Origin of the sequence: Pseudomonas sp. MH9.2, assembly GCF_034353875.1 — a bacterium.
Lineage (GTDB): Bacteria > Pseudomonadota > Gammaproteobacteria > Pseudomonadales > Pseudomonadaceae > Aquipseudomonas.
This window is the reverse complement of record NZ_CP133784.1, coordinates 4172070-4190237: the sequence shown is the minus strand read 5'-3', so window position 1 is coordinate 4190237 and position 18168 is coordinate 4172070. Positions and strand designations below refer to the sequence as shown.

Annotated in this window: 17 protein-coding genes; 11 read left to right on the top strand and 6 right to left on the bottom strand. The window is 58.6% G+C overall.

The features are described 5' to 3' along the window. Nucleotides 1-71: 71 nt before the first annotated feature. The 3 genes from RHM55_RS19250 to RHM55_RS19240 all read left to right on the top strand — a co-directional run bounded on the left by RHM55_RS19250 (nt 72) and on the right by RHM55_RS19240 (nt 2557). Nucleotides 72-1616, top strand: coding sequence for a bifunctional aminoglycoside phosphotransferase/ATP-binding protein (locus RHM55_RS19250; RefSeq protein ID WP_322177849.1), 1545 nt, complete (start codon nt 72-74; stop codon nt 1614-1616). Between the two features lie 91 nt (nt 1617-1707). After that, nucleotides 1708-2052 carry a pentapeptide repeat-containing protein gene (locus tag RHM55_RS19245; protein ID WP_322177848.1) on the top strand — a complete coding sequence of 115 codons (345 nt, stop codon included), beginning with the start codon at nt 1708-1710 and terminating at the stop codon, nt 2050-2052. Nucleotides 2053-2284: 232 nt separating this feature from the next. After that, complete coding sequence (locus tag RHM55_RS19240) at nt 2285-2557, top strand: TfoX/Sxy family protein (protein WP_322177847.1); 273 nt, start codon at nt 2285-2287, stop codon at nt 2555-2557. Nucleotides 2558-2759: 202 nt separating this feature from the next. Here the strand turns inward: RHM55_RS19240 and deoC are convergent, their stop codons facing one another. From deoC to RHM55_RS19220, 4 genes are all read right to left on the bottom strand, one after another. Continuing rightward, nucleotides 2760-3530: a deoxyribose-phosphate aldolase gene (gene deoC, locus RHM55_RS19235; protein ID WP_322177846.1), complete on the bottom strand. Its 771-nt coding sequence runs from the start codon at nt 3528-3530 to the stop codon at nt 2760-2762. Nucleotides 3531-3675: 145 nt separating this feature from the next. Further along, the gene (locus RHM55_RS19230) at nt 3676-4593 is read right to left on the bottom strand and encodes a ChaN family lipoprotein (RefSeq protein WP_322177845.1); all 918 of its coding nucleotides are present in this window, start codon (nt 4591-4593) and stop codon (nt 3676-3678) included. Nucleotides 4594-4605: 12 nt separating this feature from the next. After that, nucleotides 4606-5373 (bottom strand): heme ABC transporter ATP-binding protein, encoded by a 768-nt coding sequence (locus tag RHM55_RS19225; RefSeq protein WP_322177844.1) that lies wholly within the window; start codon nt 5371-5373, stop codon nt 4606-4608. 46 nt (nt 5374-5419) lie between these two features. After that, nucleotides 5420-6457, bottom strand: coding sequence for a FecCD family ABC transporter permease (locus tag RHM55_RS19220; RefSeq protein ID WP_322278332.1), 1038 nt, complete (start codon nt 6455-6457; stop codon nt 5420-5422). A gap of 288 nt (nt 6458-6745) precedes the next feature. On the opposite strand from RHM55_RS19220, the gene RHM55_RS19215 reads away from it, so the two are divergent. Then, nucleotides 6746-7066 carry a Rieske (2Fe-2S) protein gene (locus RHM55_RS19215; RefSeq protein WP_322177843.1) on the top strand — a complete coding sequence of 107 codons (321 nt, stop codon included), beginning with the start codon at nt 6746-6748 and terminating at the stop codon, nt 7064-7066. On the opposite strand, the gene sfsA is transcribed toward RHM55_RS19215, so the two are convergent. Both sfsA and RHM55_RS19205 read right to left on the bottom strand, forming a co-directional pair. Continuing rightward, nucleotides 7067-7786 (bottom strand): DNA/RNA nuclease SfsA, encoded by a 720-nt coding sequence (gene sfsA / locus RHM55_RS19210; RefSeq protein WP_322177842.1) that lies wholly within the window; start codon nt 7784-7786, stop codon nt 7067-7069. Then, the gene (locus RHM55_RS19205) at nt 7786-8958 is read right to left on the bottom strand and encodes a pyridoxal phosphate-dependent aminotransferase (RefSeq protein ID WP_219063804.1); all 1173 of its coding nucleotides are present in this window, start codon (nt 8956-8958) and stop codon (nt 7786-7788) included. The genes sfsA and RHM55_RS19205 overlap by 1 nt, the downstream gene beginning before the upstream one ends. 356 nt (nt 8959-9314) lie before the next feature. Between RHM55_RS19205 and dksA the strand changes: the two genes are divergently transcribed. From dksA to folK, 7 genes are all read left to right on the top strand, one after another. Next, nucleotides 9315-9758 (top strand): RNA polymerase-binding protein DksA, encoded by a 444-nt coding sequence (dksA, locus tag RHM55_RS19200; RefSeq protein WP_219063805.1) that lies wholly within the window; start codon nt 9315-9317, stop codon nt 9756-9758. 104 nt (nt 9759-9862) lie between these two features. Beyond that, on the top strand, nt 9863-10750 hold the full coding sequence (gluQRS, locus tag RHM55_RS19195; RefSeq protein ID WP_322177841.1) for a tRNA glutamyl-Q(34) synthetase GluQRS: 888 nt from the start codon (nt 9863-9865) through the stop codon (nt 10748-10750). A 104-nt stretch (nt 10751-10854) separates the two neighbouring features. After that, nucleotides 10855-11031: a hypothetical protein gene (locus tag RHM55_RS19190; protein ID WP_003250005.1), complete on the top strand. Its 177-nt coding sequence runs from the start codon at nt 10855-10857 to the stop codon at nt 11029-11031. Beyond that, nucleotides 11015-13969 (top strand): sensor histidine kinase, encoded by a 2955-nt coding sequence (locus RHM55_RS19185; RefSeq protein ID WP_322177840.1) that lies wholly within the window; start codon nt 11015-11017, stop codon nt 13967-13969. The genes RHM55_RS19190 and RHM55_RS19185 overlap by 17 nt, the downstream gene beginning before the upstream one ends. 22 nt (nt 13970-13991) lie before the next feature. After that, on the top strand, nt 13992-15440 hold the full coding sequence (locus RHM55_RS19180) for a sigma-54 dependent transcriptional regulator (RefSeq protein ID WP_322177839.1): 1449 nt from the start codon (nt 13992-13994) through the stop codon (nt 15438-15440). Between the two features lie 724 nt (nt 15441-16164). Then, nucleotides 16165-17571 carry a polynucleotide adenylyltransferase PcnB gene (locus RHM55_RS19175; RefSeq protein ID WP_322177838.1) on the top strand — a complete coding sequence of 469 codons (1407 nt, stop codon included), beginning with the start codon at nt 16165-16167 and terminating at the stop codon, nt 17569-17571. Between the two features lie 17 nt (nt 17572-17588). Then, the gene (folK, locus tag RHM55_RS19170) at nt 17589-18062 is read left to right on the top strand and encodes a 2-amino-4-hydroxy-6-hydroxymethyldihydropteridine diphosphokinase (RefSeq protein ID WP_322177837.1); all 474 of its coding nucleotides are present in this window, start codon (nt 17589-17591) and stop codon (nt 18060-18062) included. The last annotated feature ends 106 nt before the right edge of the window (nt 18063-18168 follow it).

The following is an 18168-nucleotide window of genomic DNA, read 5'->3' as shown; positions in this document are numbered from 1 at the left end:
GGGCGGTTTGCAGCGCAGCCATGAATCGCCATAATAGCAGCCTTGATTTTCAACCCCTTGAAGGATCGCCTGTGAGCCAGTCCCTGATTGCCGCGCTGCAAAACCCGGCCCTCTATCCGCATCCGGTAGAAGGTTTCCAGGTCATTGAGACGCATATCTCGTGGGTGCTGCTCACCGGCCCCTACGCGTACAAAATCAAGAAGCCGGTCAACTTCGGCTTCCTCGATTTCACCAGCCTGCCGGCACGCGAGCATTTTTGTCGCGAAGAGCTGCGCCTGAACCAGCGTCTGACTAGCGATTTGTACCTGGATGTCTTGCCGATTACCGGCAGCGTTGAAGCACCGCAACTGGGCGGCGATGGCGAGGTCATCGAGTACGCACTTAAAATGCGCCAGTTCCCACAAAGCCAGTTGCTCAGCACGCTGCAGGCCAATGGCGAATTGACGCCGTCGCACATCGACGAGATGGCCAGGCAGATTGCAGAGTTCCACATCAACGCACCGCACGTCCCACAGGAACATGCGCTTGGCGCACCTGAAAGCGTGATGGCGCCGGTCCTGCAAAATTTCGAACAAATCCGCCCGTTGATCAGTGACAAGGCTGACCTGCAGCAACTGGACGCGCTCCAGGCGTGGGCTGAGTCCAGCTTCGAGCGACTCAAAGACCTTTTCGCACAGCGCAAGGCGGCAGGTTTCATTCGCGAGTGCCATGGCGATATTCACTTGGGAAACGCCACGCTGATCGACGGCAAGGTGGTGATTTTCGACTGCATTGAATTCAACGAGCCCTTCCGCCTGACTGATGTCTATGCCGACATCGCGTTCCTGGCCATGGACCTGGAAGACCGCGGCCTGAAATCACTGTCACGGCGCTTCATCAGCCAGTACCTGGAACTGACCGGCGATTATCAGGGCCTGGAACTGCTGAATTTCTACAAAGCCTATCGTGCACTGGTCCGTGCCAAGGTTGCATTGTTCAGCCTGCCAGAGCACGCCGATCCCGTGCAACGCGCCAGCACCCTGCGCCAATACCGCAATTACGCCAACCTGGCAGAAAGCTACAGCGCCATCCCATCGCGGTTTCTGGTCATTACCCACGGTGTTTCCGCCGTCGGCAAGAGCCACGTAGCCATGCGTCTGGTGGAAGCATTGGGCGCGATTCGCTTACGCTCTGACGTCGAACGTAAACGTCTTTTCGGCAAGCACAGCGAGAACGGCGGTATTTATAGTGCCGACGCCAGCGTTGCCACCTATACCCACCTGCATCAACTGGCTGACAACGTATTGCGCGCAGGCTTCCCGGTCGTGATTGACGCGACCTACCTCAAGCGCGAGCAACGCGACGCCGCAGCAAAAGCTGCCGAGGCTTCGGGGGCGCCGTTCCTGATCCTAGATTGCAACGCGCCACAAGCGGTGATCGCGGGTTGGCTGGCGCAACGTCAGGCGCAAAATGTTGATCCGTCCGACGCGACCATGGAAGTGATTGAAGCTCAACAGGCCCATCGTGAAGCCTTGGGCGCTGATGAGATTCTGCGCAGCAAACGCGTCGAGACCAACAACAGCAGCGATCTTGATGGTCTGGTTGCCCATATCCGCCAGCGCCTGCCGGGGCTGTAAGCGATACTTTGTGCCGTGATGCAGTTAATGCTTCACGGCACAAAAATAGTGGCATTATACTGGCGCCACAATTCCAACAGGAGATGCCCCCATGAGCCAGCCTAAACAGCTCGACTCCCCGCTCTACGCTCTTCTGCACCAAGACGACATCACGGCCTTCAATGAACAGAAGCCAAAAACGGGTACCGTCGATCTTGTCGGCGGAGATTTCCGCGGTCTTGATCTACGCAGGCTGGACGCCACCGGTGTCGATTTCACGGATGCCTATTTTCGTGCAGCCGATCTACGCGGAGTGGACCTGCGTCACACCGCACTGGAAGGCGCCAGCATTGGCCATGCACAGATCTCCGGGACTTTTTTCCCGGCGGAACTGACGGCGGATGAAATTCTGATGTCTGTCAACTTTGGCACCCGGTTGCGCTACAGAACTAAATGATCGCCCGATAATCGGGCCCCGCACGCTCTATCGTGCGGGCCTGATCGTGCTGCCCATGTCCCCTGCGCATACCTGCCCCCTCCGAACTTGCCCCTGTCGAATGTCGCCTTCCCGAGCGAGCTTTAGCCTGCTGTATCAATAGCCCGCGCTTTCGCCACTGCCCGCTACACTCCTTTCAGATTTGCTCACACCGCAAACACAGTGCAGTGCTCAGCCATCGCAAGGAGGCTCGATGAACGATGAACTGCAACACTTGAAAAACCTCGGCAAGACGTCTGCCCAATGGCTGCATGCCGTCGGCATTCATAATGCTTCCGACTTGCGTCGGCTAGGCCCGGTGAACGCTTACAAAGCGGTACGTGCTCGAGGTTTTCGAGCATCGAAAGTGCTGCTTTATGCCATTGAAGGCGCGCTGTTGGACATGCATTGGAATGACATCCCCGTCGAGCGTAAACAAGCTCTGAACCAGCAACTTGAAGCACTTGCGCCGACCCAAAGGTACTAGGCGTCAATCCGTTGAAATTAGTTATGGACCAGGCATTGACACGCAAATGAGAATCGTTATTATTTCTGCAGCTGGTCGATGATTTGAAAGGCCAGTGGTTCGGACTCTCAGATTATCTCCTCATCAGGCTAATCACGGTTATTGACCCGGCTTTTTGCCGGGTCTTTTTTTGCCTGTATGAAAGCGCCGCCATCGCACTCGGCTAGTGCCCCGGCGCCAGCACGCCTAGCCGGGTCAGCACATCGTCGAGCAGGCTCGAAGCCCCTAGTCGCACACGATTGACATTGACCCAATGCGGGCCGAAGCGGGCACGAGCCAGGTCGAGATAGACCTGCGCATCCTCGAACGTGCGAATCCCGCCTGCCGCTTTGATTCCGGCCTGCCCGCCTGCCTCGGCAATCACCTCCAATATGATACGTCCGGCCTGGGGCGTGGCATTGACTGCGACTTTTCCAGAACTGGTCTCAATGAAATCAGCACCCGCCGCCAGGACGTCCACGCAGGCCTTACGGATGATCTGTGGGTCTTTCAATTCACCGGTTTCCAGAATGACCTTGAGTACCGCCCGTTCGCCACACGTCGTTTTGCACGCCGCAACCAAGTCCATCGCCGCTTGCTGGTCACCAGTCAGCAGGGTGCGATACGGGTACATCAGATCAATCTCATCGGCACCGGAGGCCAGGGCACCCCTGGTTTCAGAAACAGCGGACTGGATGTTGAGCCCGCCGTACGGAAAGTTGGCGACGGCGGCGACGCGCACCGTCTCCGCGTGCAATTCATCCAGGGTACGCCGCGCCAGTTGCACAAAACGCGGATAGACACACACGGCGGCGACAGTCCCCACGGGCGTTAGCGCTCGCTGGCAAAGGGCGATAATCCGCGCCTCTGTGTCATCGGCGTTGAGCAGGGTCAGATCAAGCAATCCGATCACTTGACGCGCCAACTGCTCATCCTGCGGAGTCATTTCGTTCATTCTGTCCAATCCCTTACACAACAGGCAGAACAATAAACGAGGCCGATGCTCCAGACTCGATCAAGCGTCGAACAGGGACATGGACTACAAAACTAAGGGAAGAGTCCGAATGAAGACGTGCCTAGGTGTGCAATGACAGCGATGATCAAGGCTTTTTAGGCTGGGCCCGCCATTGTGCGCAGTAATCCTGCTCAGGCAATGCCGGGGTGTACCAGACGTAATCGGCAGCCCCTTGCGACACCGGAGCGCCGGCTTGCGCCAGAAGCAGCACAACGGTGCCGTGGCTGACACCCAGATCCAGAAGGTGCGTGGGCACACCCAAGTCCTTGCGCGCATGGTAAGTACCGGCAAACAGCAGCGCGGGTGAAGGTGCTTCGAGCAGTCTCTGCGCCATGCGCCGGTCTCGCTGCTGCTGGACCGCGAGCATCGCAGGCATGTGCTCTTCCGGCAGCAATCCGCAATGGGATTCACGAATCTGATTCAGCAATTGCTCGCGCACCGCCGGGGTGGTCGAATGCACGCCGGTCAGCGTCGGTGCTTGCGTGTAGATCGCCGTGACGTCGCGAGCATCCAGGTTCGCCGACAACAACGGATAGGGCTGTCCCAGCGCATAGCGCACGACAGGCCCGTAAAGAGCCCAGTCCCAGCCCTTTTGCCACGCCAAAGCAGCGGGCAGGTCATCAGGAATACCCGACTTTCTGACCTCCGCCTGGACCGCATCAACCTTCGCTTGTTGGTCAGGAGTGAGCATTTCCAACAGCAGGCTGCCTTGCGCACGCTGATCGGCCAGCACCTGCAAAAGCCATAGCTGCAACGCATGATGATCGGGGTTGTCGTGCTGCTCACCGACAAGGACCCTCGGCGCCTGCGCTAAACGCTCGGCCAGCTGCTGCGGCGTCAGTTCCCGACCGCTGCTCATATCACGGATGACCCCGACATCCGCCTGCTCATGCCCACGCGGGCTTTGCCAGGCAGGTACCTTTCGTACGGGGGACGTGGTTTGGCAAGCACTCAGCGTAGCCAGTAACCCGGCAAGCAACATAATCCAGAGCAAACGAAGCATCAGGCCTGCCTTTTATCGCGCGATGATCAGAGGATGGCCGCGTTCGGGGTGAGCTTGCACCAATACCTCCAGGCCAAAGACCGACTTGAGGGGCTCAGGCTGGAGAACGACGGCAGGACTGCCCAGCGAATGGGCGTGACCACTCGCCAACAACAGTAAACGATCACAGTAGCGCGCAGCCAGATTCAAATCGTGCAGGATGACCATCACCGCGGCCCCGCGATCGGAAAACTCGCGGACTGCTTGCAGAATGGTGTGCTGATGCAGCGGGTCGAGCATTGATGTTGGCTCGTCGAGTAATAACGTTTGACCACGTTCACCCGGCCATAGCTGTGCCAGCACACGCGCCAAGTGCACGCGCTGGCGTTCGCCACCGGACAACGCCATATAACTGCGCCCCTGTAGATGCGCCGCATCCGCAGCGATCAACGCGGCACGAATGACGTCCGCATCACGCACCCGACCACTGTCATGGGGCAAGCGCCCCATCGCCACCACCTCCTCCACCCTAAAAGAAAAACTCAAGGTCGAGCTTTGCGGCAGTACCGCCAAACGCTGCGCCCGCTCTGAACCGCCCCAGTCGGCCAATCTTTTTTGATCCAGCCAAACCTGCCCCCGAGCGGCTTTCAGCTCACCACACAACGCCCCCAGCAAGGTACTTTTGCCGGCACCGTTGGGGCCCAGTACGCCGAGAATCTCACCTGGGCGAAGGTCCAGTGTGATATCCGTCAACACCGTTTTTGTACCGCGTTGAATGTGCAGGTTTTCACTGCGTAGCATCAGGTGCGCCCTCGTAACGGCATCAGGTACCTCCACGCACCCGTCATCAGGTACGCCCACGCACCAACAGGTATAAAAAGAACGGCGCACCCAAAAATGCGGTCACGATACCGATCGGCAGCTCAGTTGGCACCAATACCAAACGCGCAAAGATATCCGCAAACAACAACAGGCAGGCCCCCGCCAACGCCGAGGCAGGTAACAGCACGCGATGATCAGGCCCCGTCAACAAGCGCACCAGATGCGGCACGATCAGTCCGATAAAGCCAATCATGCCCGCCGCAGCCACTGCTGCACCGACACCCAGCGCGGTACAAAAAATCAGTTCACGCTTGAGCTTTTCGACATCGACGCCCAAATGCCGGGCTTCGGATTCCCCCAGCAGCAAGGCGTTCAACGCTTTGGCCCGACGCGGCAGCCACACGATGATCAGCACACAGACCAATAGCAACGGCCACAATCGGGCGTAGCTGGCGCCGTTGAGGCTGCCCAGATTCCAGAATGTCAGGGTGCGCAAGGTGGCGTCATCGGCCAGGTAGGTGAACAGGCCGATGGTCGACCCCGCCAATGCGGTCAGTGCGACGCCGGCCAACAGCATGATCGCGATGCTGGTCTGCCCATCGCGCCGACCCAATCGATAGACCATCGCGGTCACGCCCAGCCCACCGATGAACGCACACAGCGACAACAAATAGGGCGCTAGCACTTCCGGCAAGCCGCCAAAAACCGAGCCGCTGACAATCGCCACCGCAGCGCCCAAGGCTGCACCGCTGGAAACACCGACCAGTCCGGGATCGGCCAGCGGATTGCGAAACAAGCCTTGCATGGCAGCGCCAGTCAATGCCAGCACCGCACCGACGACCAGCCCAAGAAGGGTACGCGGCAAGCGGATCTGGCCGAGAATCAGTTCGGCCTGCTCCAGGCCTGCGCCCGACACGGGTACGCCCAGCAGACGCAACCCCGCTCGCAAGGTGTCCATCAGCGGCAAACTGATGGGGCCCAGCGCCAGGGAAAGCCAAAACGCGATAAAGCACACCCCACTCAAACCAATGAACAGGGCGCGCGGCGGCACTAAACCGTTCATTGCGGCGACAACTCCGCCATAGAGCCTTCGGCCACCCGAGACGCCGGTTTACAAAAGGATTCGGCACAAAGACCGAGACCACTGGCACGAAGGCCCATATCGAGGTTCCCTTGAATATTGACCGCTAGCCACTTTCAGGAAGCAGCATCCAACGGCCAGAGCTGCGACACTGTCGAGCGTTGAACACGCCAGCTGTTCGATAATTGTTGGCATTCTTGCATCAAGCTTAATCACCCGCTCAGGCCATTTCGCGTCCGGGTGGGAACTTACTGGCGATCGGAGCCAAGCATGAAATTTCTCTGCGCCGCAGATTACCTGACTGAATCCCAAAGTCGGGGTTTTGATTTAGACGGTCTCAAACTGCTGGCGATACGCCGGGAAGGGCAAGTCTTTGTCTACCGCAACCGCTGTCCGCATCGAGGTGTACCGCTGGAGTGGCAGCCGGATCAATTTCTCGACACGAGCGCAAGCCTGATTCAGTGCGCAACCCACGGCGCCCTGTTTCTGATTGAAAGCGGAGAATGTGTGTCCGGGCCTTGCGCAGGACAATCGTTAAGCGCAATTGCTTGTCGCGAAGACCCGAGCGGGGTCTGGATCAGCCCGACCTAGTCACGTTGACGGTGCTAAATGCACCTCAAGCCGACGGTCGATGCGAACCTCATCAGGGGTCAACTGCACTCCGTAGGCCAAGACCTGAACACCTGCCGCAACCGCGTCACTCAGGGCCGCAGCATACGCAGGGTCAATCTCTTCGGCCGGGCGCACTGCGTCGATCCCGGTCAGGTTGACGCAATACAACAGCACCGCACGCACACCTTCCCGAGCCAGGCTCGCCAACTCACGAAGATGGCGAGCCCCGCGCTGGGTCACTGCGTCTGGAAAAGCAGCAATCCGCGAATCGTCAAACCCCAGGGTCACGCTTTTGACTTCGACAAAGGCAGGCCCGCTCGAATAATCCAGGCGAAAATCCACCCGACTGTTTTCCTGGCCGTAAGCCACCTCTCGCTTGAGGGCGGTAAAGCCGTTCAGCTCGGTGATCACCCCAGCAAGCAAGGCCTCCTCCACCAGGTGATTCGCCCGTCCGGTGTTGACACAGGCGAAGCGCCCTTGCGGGGTTTCACTGATCTCCCACGTACCCGGCAGCTTGCGTTTGGGATCGTTGGATCGACTGAACCAAATGCGCCCACCCGGCGCCATGCAGTTGAACATCGAACCGGTATTGGGGCAGTGAATAGTCAGCTTTTCGCCACTGGCCGTTTCAATATCGGCGAGAAAGCGCTTGTAGCGAATCAGTAGACGGCCTTGTTCCAGTTCAGGAGAAAAGCGCATCAGCCCTGCCAACTCCGCAGGCCACGGGCAATCCGCTCAACCGCCTCCTGCAAACGCGGCAGGCTCTGGGTGTAGGCAAACCGTACGTGGTGACCCGCCTGAAAACGGCCGAAGTCCAACCCTGGGGTGATCGCGACGTGCTCCGTTTCCAGAAAGTGCCGACAGAACGCAAACGCATCGCCGCCAAAGGCGCTGATGTCCGCGTAAAGGTAGAACGCTCCCTCTGGCTCGACAGCAATGCCAAAACCCAATTCGCGCAAGGCCGGCAACAGGAAATCACGCCGACGCCCAAACTCGGCACGTCGCTCTTCGAGAATCGCCAGGGTCTGCGGTTCGAAACAGGCCAGCGCCGCATACTGGGCCATGCTCGGTGCACTGATGTAGAGGTTTTGCGCGAGTTTTTCCAGGTCTGCCACAGCATCTTCGGGGGCGACCAACCAACCCAAACGCCAGCCGGTCATACCGAAATACTTGGAGAAGCTATTCAGCACGAAAGCATCATCATCGACTTCAAGCACGCTGGCCGCATCGCAGCCGTAAGTCAGCCCGTGGTAGATCTCGTCCACCACCAAATGGCCATTACGCGCTTTCAACGCCGCGGACAACGCAGCCAGCTCATCGCGTTGTAGCAAAGTACCGGTCGGGTTGGCTGGCGATGCGACCAGCGCGCCGACGCTGTCCTGGTTCCAGTTCTGCGCCACCAGATCCGGCGTCAGTTGATAACGAACCTCCGGCCCCACCGGCACCAGTTGCGCGGCCCCCTCAACCAGTCGGAGAAAATGCCGGTTGCACGGGTAACCTGGGTCGGCCAACAGCCAGTGTTTACCGGGGTCTACCAGCAGGCTGCTGGCAAGCAGCAAGGCGCCCGAACCACCGGGGGTCACAAGAATTCGGTGCGGATCGACAGTCACCTGATAACGCTGGGCATAGAAGCCAGCGATGGCTTCACGCAACTCGGGCAACCCACGGGCAGCGGTGTAGCGGGTTTTGCCCGCAGCCAATGCCGCCTGACCGGCTGCAATGATCGGCTCAGCCGTAGTGAAGTCCGGCTCGCCGATCTCCAGATGGATGACATCGTGACCCTCTGCCTGCAGTTCATTCGCCCGCGCCAGCAAAGCCATGACATGAAAAGGTTCGATAGCGCGACTGCGTGCACTGTAGGGCTGAGCCATAAGTCTTCCTTTTAGCGGGGAGCGTCGAAGTATTAATCCCGCGATTCTACCCAAGCGCCCGCGCAAGAGCCCGTTTAATGACGCGTTTACTGTCGAGCGGCGCCGAAACCTGATCGAAAATAAAACCCGGCAGGCGCCGTTGCGGGGACTAAAATTAGATTTCCGAACGCGTTTTTACGCCCAATGTCCAACTATCAGGGCTTTAAAGCCAAGCAATGACTGCACGCTCGACAACGGGGAGTGGCGCGCTCCGATTCGATCTGGTAAGTTCGCCCGCTTGCAGCCGCAGGGCCGGCAGGTGTCGGTGATGGATCATTCCTGCGCAATGGATTAGAAGAGTAAGAGGCGGTCCATTCATGCCCAATAAAGCACAGCAACAGAACAGCCAACTGATTCGCGGCTTTGTACCCTACGTTGAGAGTAAGGGCGAGGAGTACATGGGCGTTCGTATGCGCGCTCACTTCACCCATATTCTTGGCCAATGGAAAAAGGAACTGATGCAGGAGGTCGACAGGACCGTGCATCACATGCAGGATGAAGCTGCTAACTTTCCTGATCCTTCAGACCGCGCCAGCCAGGAAGAAGAATTCAGCCTGGAGCTGCGTGCCCGCGACCGTGAGCGTAAGTTGATCAAAAAGATCGACAAGACGCTGCAACTGATCGAAGACGAAGAATACGGTTGGTGCGAGTCATGCGGTGTAGAGATCGGTTTGCGCCGACTGGAAGCCCGTCCTACAGCCGACCTGTGCATAGATTGCAAAACACTGGCGGAAATCAAGGAAAAACAGGTCGGTAAATAATCTGTTTTCAACCTGAACAAGGGGCGCTCCGGCGCCCCTTGTGGTTCCTGGCGATTTGATTTGTCAGTGGATCGTGATCAACGAGTTCCAGTAACATCGCCCCCATGAAATCCCCTCCCTACATCGGGCGCTTTGCGCCAACCCCCAGCGGTTACCTGCATTTCGGCTCATTGGTTGCGGCCCTGGCCTCGTACCTTGACGCCCGCGCCGTGGGCGGCAAATGGCTTATGCGCATGGAGGATCTCGATCCGCCGCGCGAAGTCGCCGGTGCACAACTGGCGATTCTGCAAACCCTGGAGCGCTACGGTTTCGAGTGGGACGGCGAGGTCGTCTACCAAAGCCTGCGCCACGAAGCTTATGCTCAGGTGGTAAATCGCTGGTTGAGCCAGGGCCTGGCTTACGCCTGCACCTGCTCGCGCAAACAGCTGGAAGACTTCCACGGTATTTATCCGGGTCTGTGCCGCAATGCCGGGCATGACCCTGAGCACGCGGCGGTACGTATCCGCGTGCCGGAGCTGGAGTACCGCTTCAAGGACCGTGTGCAAGGCGAGTTTGCTCAGCATCTGGGGCGAGACGTTGGCGACTTCGTCATTCGTCGGCGTGATGGTCTCTACGCCTATCAATTGGCGGTAGTGATCGACGATGCCTGGCAAGGGGTCACCGACATAGTGCGCGGCGCCGACCTGCTCGATTCCACGCCCCGCCAGCTTTACTTGCAAGAATTGCTCGGTCTGCCGCAACCCCGTTATCTGCACGTCCCGCTGATCACTCAGCCCGACGGCAACAAACTGGGCAAGTCGTATCGCTCGCCGCCCCTGTCCAGCGACCAGGCCATCCCACTCCTGCTGCGAGCCCTGCGGGCATTGGGCCAGCCCGTCAGCGATGAGCTTGAATATGCCAGCCTCAGAGAGTTACTCGACTGGGGAATTCGCCATTGGGACGCTGCGCTCATCCCCCGCACCCACAGCCTTGAAGAGGCTCTATTAAGCTGAGTTAGCATGCCAAGCGCACTCAAGTTCTGACCGTTATTAAAACGCCACTTGCAGCTTGGCCACCATCCAGTACCATCGCCGCACCTTTTTAGTGAGGGACCAGCATGTATATCTATCGATTGGTCCTGCTCCTGGTGGTGGGGATATACCTATTTTCCCCGGCCATCATGGACTGGTGGATTGAGCCGACAGGCGCGTGGTATCGCCCGTATTTACTCTGGCTGATTCTGATCGTCGTGACCTTTATCCTGCAGAGTCAACGTGATGCCGATGAGCTTTAGCCTGACCCAGATGATCCTGATCAGTGCCACCTATTTGCTGGTGCTGTTCGGCGTCGCCTGGGTCAGTGAGCGCGGCCTGATTCCGCGCTGGATCATTCGTCACCCGCTGACCTACACCTTGTCTCTCGGGGTGTATGCCAGCGCCTGGGCTTTTTATGGCACCGTTGGTCTGGCGTATCAGTACGGTTACGGCTTCCTTTCCAGCTACCTGGGTGTGTCCGGGGCCTTTCTGTTGGCGCCGGTGTTGCTCTACCCGATCCTCAAGATCACCCGCACATACCAGCTATCATCACTGGCCGACTTGTTCGCCTTCCGCTTTCGCAGCACCTGGGCCGGCGCGCTGACCACCATTTTCATGTTGATTGGCGTGCTGCCGTTACTGGCCTTACAGATCCAGGCCGTGGCCGACTCCATCAGCATCCTGACCCGTGAGCCAGTGCAGAACCGCGTTGCACTGGCGTTCTGCGCACTGATCACCCTGTTCACTATTTTCTTTGGTTCGCGGCACATCGCGACTCGGGAAAAGCATGAGGGCCTGGTGTTCGCCATCGCCTTCGAATCGGTGATCAAGTTGATCGCGGTCGGCGGTATTGGCCTATACGCCTTGTACGGAGTGTTCGACGGCCCGCAGCAACTGGAGCAGTGGCTGCTGCAAAACCAGGCTGCACTCGCCGCCCTGCATACCCCGTTGCAGGAAGGCCCTTGGCGCACCCTGTTGCTGGTGTTCTTTGCCTCAGCGATTGTCATGCCGCACATGTACCACATGACCTTCACCGAAAACCTCAATCCGCGTTCGCTGGTCAGCGCCAGCTGGGGTTTGCCGCTGTTTCTGTTGCTGATGAGCCTGGCCGTGCCGCTGATTCTCTGGGCCGGCCTTAAACTCGGCGCCACCACCAGCCCTGAATACTTCACTCTGGGCATCGGCATTGCCGCCAACAACAAAGCCCTGGCGCTACTGGCGTATGTCGGCGGGTTATCGGCAGCAAGCGGACTGATCATCGTCACCACCCTGGCCCTGTCCGGGATGGCGCTCAACCACCTGGTGTTGCCGCTGTATCAGCCACCTGCCGAAGGCAATATCTACCGCTGGCTGAAGTGGACCCGCCGCGCACTGATCGTTGCGATCATCATGGCCGGCTACGGGTTTTACCTGTTGATTGGCGCGCAGCAGGACTTGGCAAATCTGGGCATTGTGGCCTTCGTCGCCACTCTGCAGTTTTTACCGGGTGTGCTGTCGGTCCTGTATTGGCCGACTGCCAACCGTCGGGGCTTTATCGCCGGGTTGCTGGCCGGGATCATCGTGTGGATGGTGACCATGCTGTTGCCGTTGATCGGCAACTTTCAGGGTTTCTACATTCCTCTGCTGAACATGATTTACGTGCTCGACGACACCAGTTGGCACATGGCAGCCATCGCTTCGCTGGCGGCCAACGTTCTGATATTCACCCTAATTTCGCTGTTCAGTGATGCCAGCCCGGAAGAAGCCAGCGCCGCCGAGGCGTGCGCCGTCGACAACGTCCGACGCCCACAACGCCGCGAGCTGCACGCTGCCTCACCCCAGGAATTCGCCACCCAGTTGGCCAAACCCCTCGGCGCCAAGGCCGCCCAAAAAGAAGTCGAACAGGCACTGCGCGACCTCTATCTGCCCTTCGATGAACGTCGACCTTATGCCCTGCGCCGCTTGCGCGACCGGATCGAAGCCAACCTGTCCGGGCTGATGGGCCCCAGCGTCGCTCAGGACATGGTCGAAACCTTCCTGCCGTATAAGTCCGGCAGCGAAAACTACGTCACCGAAGACATCCACTTTATCGAGAGCCGCCTCGAGGACTACCACTCCCGGCTGACTGGCCTTGCCGCCGAACTCGATGCCTTGCGCCGCTATCACCGCCAGACCCTGCAAGAACTGCCAATGGGCGTGTGCTCCCTGGCCAAGGATCAAGAGATCCTGATGTGGAACAAGGCCATGGAGGAATTGACCGGCATCGCTGCGCAGCGCGTAGTGGGTTCGCGACTGGAAACCATCGCCGATCCATGGAAAGCATTGCTGCAAGGCTTTATTGACCTGCCCGACGAACACTTGCACAAACAACGCTTGGGGCTCGACGGTCAAACCCGCTGGCTGAACCTGCACAAAGCGGCCATTGATGAACCGCTTGCCCCCGGCAACAGCGGCCTGGTATTGCTGGTCGAAGACTTGACCGACACCCAGATGCTCGAAGACAAACTGGTGCACTCCGAACGCCTGGCCAGCATCGGTCGTCTGGCGGCGGGTGTCGCCCACGAAATAGGCAACCCGATCACCGGCATCGCCTGCCTGGCCCAGAACCTGCGCGAAGAGCGCGAGGACGACAGCGAACTGAGCGAAATCAGCAGCCAGATCCTTGAGCAGACCAAACGTGTTTCGCGCATCGTCCAGTCGCTGATGAGCTTCGCCCATGCCGGCGGTCATCAACATTCCGACGAACCGGTTTGCCTGGCCGAAGTGGCGCAAGATGCCATCGGTCTGCTGGCGCTGAACCGGCGTAACTACGAAGTTCAATTCTTCAACCTGTGCAACCCCGAACACTGGGTCGATGGCGACCCACAGCGACTGGCGCAAGTGTTGATCAACCTGCTCACCAACGCCCGTGACGCGTCGCCTTCGGGCTGCGCGGTGCGGGTTAAAAGCGAGGCATCGGAACACACGGTCGATCTGATCGTAGAAGATGAAGGCAGTGGCATTCCAAAAGCGATCATGGACCGATTATTCGAACCATTCTTCACGACCAAGGATCCAGGAGAAGGTACCGGACTGGGCCTCGCACTGGTCTATTCCATCGTGGAAGAGCATTATGGACAAATCACCATCGACAGCCCGGCCGACCCCGAGCACCAACGCGGTACCCGTATTCGGGTGACATTACCGCGTCATGTCGAAGCGACGTCCGCTGTGAACTGAGACCGTCGAGAGTATCGAATCAATGCCGCACATTCTGATCGTCGAAGACGAAACAATTATCCGCTCGGCCCTGCGTCGCCTGCTGGAACGCAACCAGTACCAGGTCAGCGAAGCGGGTTCGGTGCAGGAAGCCCAGGAACGTTTCAGCATCCCCTCGTTTGACCTCATCGTCAGCGATCTGCGTCTGCCTGGCGCACCCGGCACCGAATTGATCAAGCTGGGCCAGGGTAAACCTGTCCTGATCATGACCAGCTATGCCAGCCTGCGCTCTGCCGTGGATTCGATGAAAATGGGCGCGGTGGACTACATCGCCAAACCCTTCGATCACGACGAAATGCTCCAGGCCGTCGCGCGTATTTTGCGTGACAGGCAAAGCATCCAAAGCCTCCAGGCTGAACGTAGCGCAGCCGCGTCCAAGCCTGCTGGCGCTGGCGGCACCGATAAAGGTGCGGTCGACAACAGTAACGGCGAAATCGGCATTATTGGCTCGTGCCAACTGATGCAGGACCTTTACATCAAAATCCGCAAAGTCGCGCCAACCGACTCCAACGTGCTGATCCAGGGCGAGTCCGGCACCGGTAAAGAGTTGGTGGCCAGAGCCCTGCACAACCTGTCCAAACGCGCCAAGGCACCGATGATTTCGGTGAACTGTGCCGCAATCCCGGAATCATTGATCGAGTCCGAGTTGTTCGGCCACGAAAAAGGGGCGTTCACCGGTGCCAGCGCCAGCCGGGCAGGTCTGGTCGAAGCGGCTGACGGCGGCACCCTGTTTCTCGATGAGATCGGCGAGTTGCCGCTGGAGGCTCAGGCGCGGCTGTTGCGCGTACTCCAGGAAGGCGAAATCCGTCGCGTTGGCTCGGTGCAATCGCAAAAAGTCGATGTGCGCTTGATTGCTGCCACCCACCGTGACCTCAAGAGCCTGGCCAAAGTCGGCCAGTTCCGTGAAGACCTGTATTACCGTCTGCACGTTATCGCCCTGAAACTACCAGCCCTGCGCGAACGGGGTGCCGACGTCAATGACATCGCCCACGCTTTCCTGGCCCGGCAAAGCGCGAAAGTCGGTCGTACCGACCTTAAGTTCGCCCCGGATGCCGAGCAGGCCATCCGTCATTACACGTGGCCCGGTAACGTTCGCGAGTTGGAAAACGCAGTCGAGCGCGCCGTGATTCTGTGCGAGAGCCCTGAAATCTCTGCCGAACTGCTGGGCATCGATATCGAGCTGAGCGACCTGGATGATGACGATTTCATGGGCCTGGCCCCACAGCAAAGCTCGTCCGGTTCCACGAGCCACGAGCCAACCGAAGACCTGTCCCTGGAAGACTACTTCCAGCACTTCGTTCTCGAGCATCAGGACCACATGACTGAAACCGAATTGGCCCGCAAACTCGGGGTCAGCCGTAAGTGTCTGTGGGAGCGACGTCAGCGCCTGGGTATCCCGCGTCGCAAAACCGGTATCGCCAGCGAAAGCTGAGGTCATTAGGGGCTGCGAGGCTCTGGCACGCGGTGTTCCCGCCCTAGAGCAAACTGTTACCCTCCTTAGTACACGTAACAAAAGCCGGGTCTTATGGTAACGAAGACCCGGCTTTTTTATGCCTGCCAAAAACCGCAAAACCCCTCCAGCCCCCGATTTTAAAGGGATTTAAAAAGTTGGCACAGGTCCTGCTATATGTCTTGTACAAGAACAATAACAAGCAATGCAAAAGACAATAAAAATAAGACGAATCGACTCACGCACAATAAAAACAACACGGCGGAGGCGCAGCTAACTGATTCTTTTGGAGAGGAGTTGTATTTGGGGCTTGCCCCGCAACCAGGCCGAGAATAATAAAAAGCTACCCTAAGGTAGAGCCTGAACTGGTTGGATCGAACGATCATTGCAACGCAGCGACCAAAGCAATCCGTTTGCTCTTGACTCCCGACTGGGAGGTTTCACAGGCGAAAAGCTTGTGGATTGGGCACTCAATAAAAACAAAAAGCCCGACTCGATAATAAAAATAAAGCGCAAACACTTTGGGGGAGCTTCGGCTCCCCCAGTAGCTTCTGCAGAAAAACCCTCATGGTCTAACGCTCGAGCGCCTGATACAGCCCCCTGCGCGCAGCTTCCTACACCATCCCCCGACTAAATGCTAGAATCCCCGCCCATCATGCGGTCATTCTTGTTTTTTGGCCGAATATCCCTTCAAACAGTGCATCCCATGCTGAAGAAGCTATTCCAGTCATTCCGTTCCCCCGTGCGTCGACCGCAACATATTCGCAGCACGCCTGAAGTGCTCACCAGCAGCCAACACTCGCTGCAACGCGGCCAGTTCAGTCGTTACGCCGTCAGTATTGTCGAGCGCTTGCAGAACGCCGGCTATCAGGCCTATCTGGTCGGCGGCTGTGTGCGCGACCTGATGCTGCATATAACGCCCAAGGATTTCGACGTCGCCACTAGCGCCACGCCGGAGCAAGTACGCGCAGAATTCCGTAACGCACGCGTCATTGGCCGTCGCTTCAAACTGGTTCACGTCCATTTCGGTCGTGAAATCATTGAGGTCGCGACGTTTCGCGCCAACCATCCGCAAGATGATGAAGAAGAGGACAGCAACCAGTCTTCCCGCAATGAAAGCGGACGCATCCTGCGCGACAACGTTTACGGCACCCTTGAAGAAGACGCCCAGCGTCGCGACTTCACGATCAACGCGCTGTATTACGATCCGGTCAGCGAGCGTGTCCTCGACTACGCCAACGGCGTGCACGACATCCGCAATCGCTTGATCCGCCTGATTGGCGATCCACAGCAGCGGTACAAAGAAGATCCGGTGCGGATGCTGCGGGCCGTGCGTTTCGCCGCCAAGCTGGATTTCGGCATTGAAAAACACAGCGCCACGCCGATTCGGCAATTAGCGCCCATGCTGCGGGACATCCCTTCAGCGCGCCTGTTCGAAGAAGTGTTGAAGCTGTTCCTGTCCGGCTACGCCGAGTCCACCTTCGAAATGCTGGTTGACCTCGAGCTGTTCGAGCCATTGTTCCCGGCCAGCGCCAAGTCTCTGGAATTGAACCCGACGTACACCCACACGCTGATCAGCGAAGCACTGGGCAATACCGACCTGCGTATTTCGCAGAACAAACCGGTTACCCCCGCCTTCCTGTTCGCCGCGCTGCTCTGGCCTGCCCTGCCGGCCAAAGTCATTCGCCTGCAGGAACGCGGCATGCCGCCGATTCCGGCCATGCAGGAGGCCGCCCACGAGCTGATCACCGAACAGTGCCAGCGCATCGCCATTCCAAAGCGCTTCACCCTGCCGATCCGCGAGATCTGGGACATGCAGGAGCGTCTGCCTCGTCGTACCGGCAAACGTGCCGATCTGTTGCTTGATAACCCGCGTTTCCGTGCGGGCTACGACTTCTTGTTGCTGCGCGAAACCGCTGGCGAAGAAACCGATGGTCTTGGCGATTGGTGGACTGATTATCAGGAAGGCAACGACAGCGATCGACGCAACATGATTCGTGACTTGGGCAGCAAGCCCGATGCCACCGGTGCAGCCCCGCGCAAACGCCGTCGCAGCAGCGGCAGCAAACGCAAGCGCAATGGCGCCGACGCACCGACCACTTCAGGCGACTGATAGAGGGGCGATTGATCATGGAGCGTGTCTATATAGGCTTGGGCAGCAATCTGGCTGACCCGGCCGAGCAACTGCGCAACGCTCTCAAAGCCTTGGCGCACGTGGCCCAATCCAGGCTGGTGGGCGTGTCTTCCTTTTATGCCAGCGATTCGTTGTTGCCCGGCCAGCCGCGTTTTACCAATGCAGTCGCCGTGCTGGACAGCGAGCTTGAGCCCTTGGCCTTGCTCGACGCATTGCAGGCCATCGAGCTTGATCAGGGCCGCGAACGCCACGAACGCTGGGGCCCGCGCACGCTGGACCTGGATATCCTGCTATTCGGCGAACGCCTGATTGATGAGCCGCGCTTAAAAGTGCCGCACTATCACCTGCACGCCCGGCCTTTCGTCCTATATCCCCTGGCCGAACTTGCGCCTCAGTTACTCTTGGCTGACGGCCGTTACCTTGATCAGTTACTGGCAGACTGCCCATTCGTTGGGCTTGAGCGCCTCTAGCGCCTGGGCCCGACAGCAGAGCTGCGGAGATCCCGGCTCTGTGGGAATTTTTTCGCGAAGTCAGCAACCCGGTTTATCTGCCCAGGAATGCATGATCGGAGGCGCG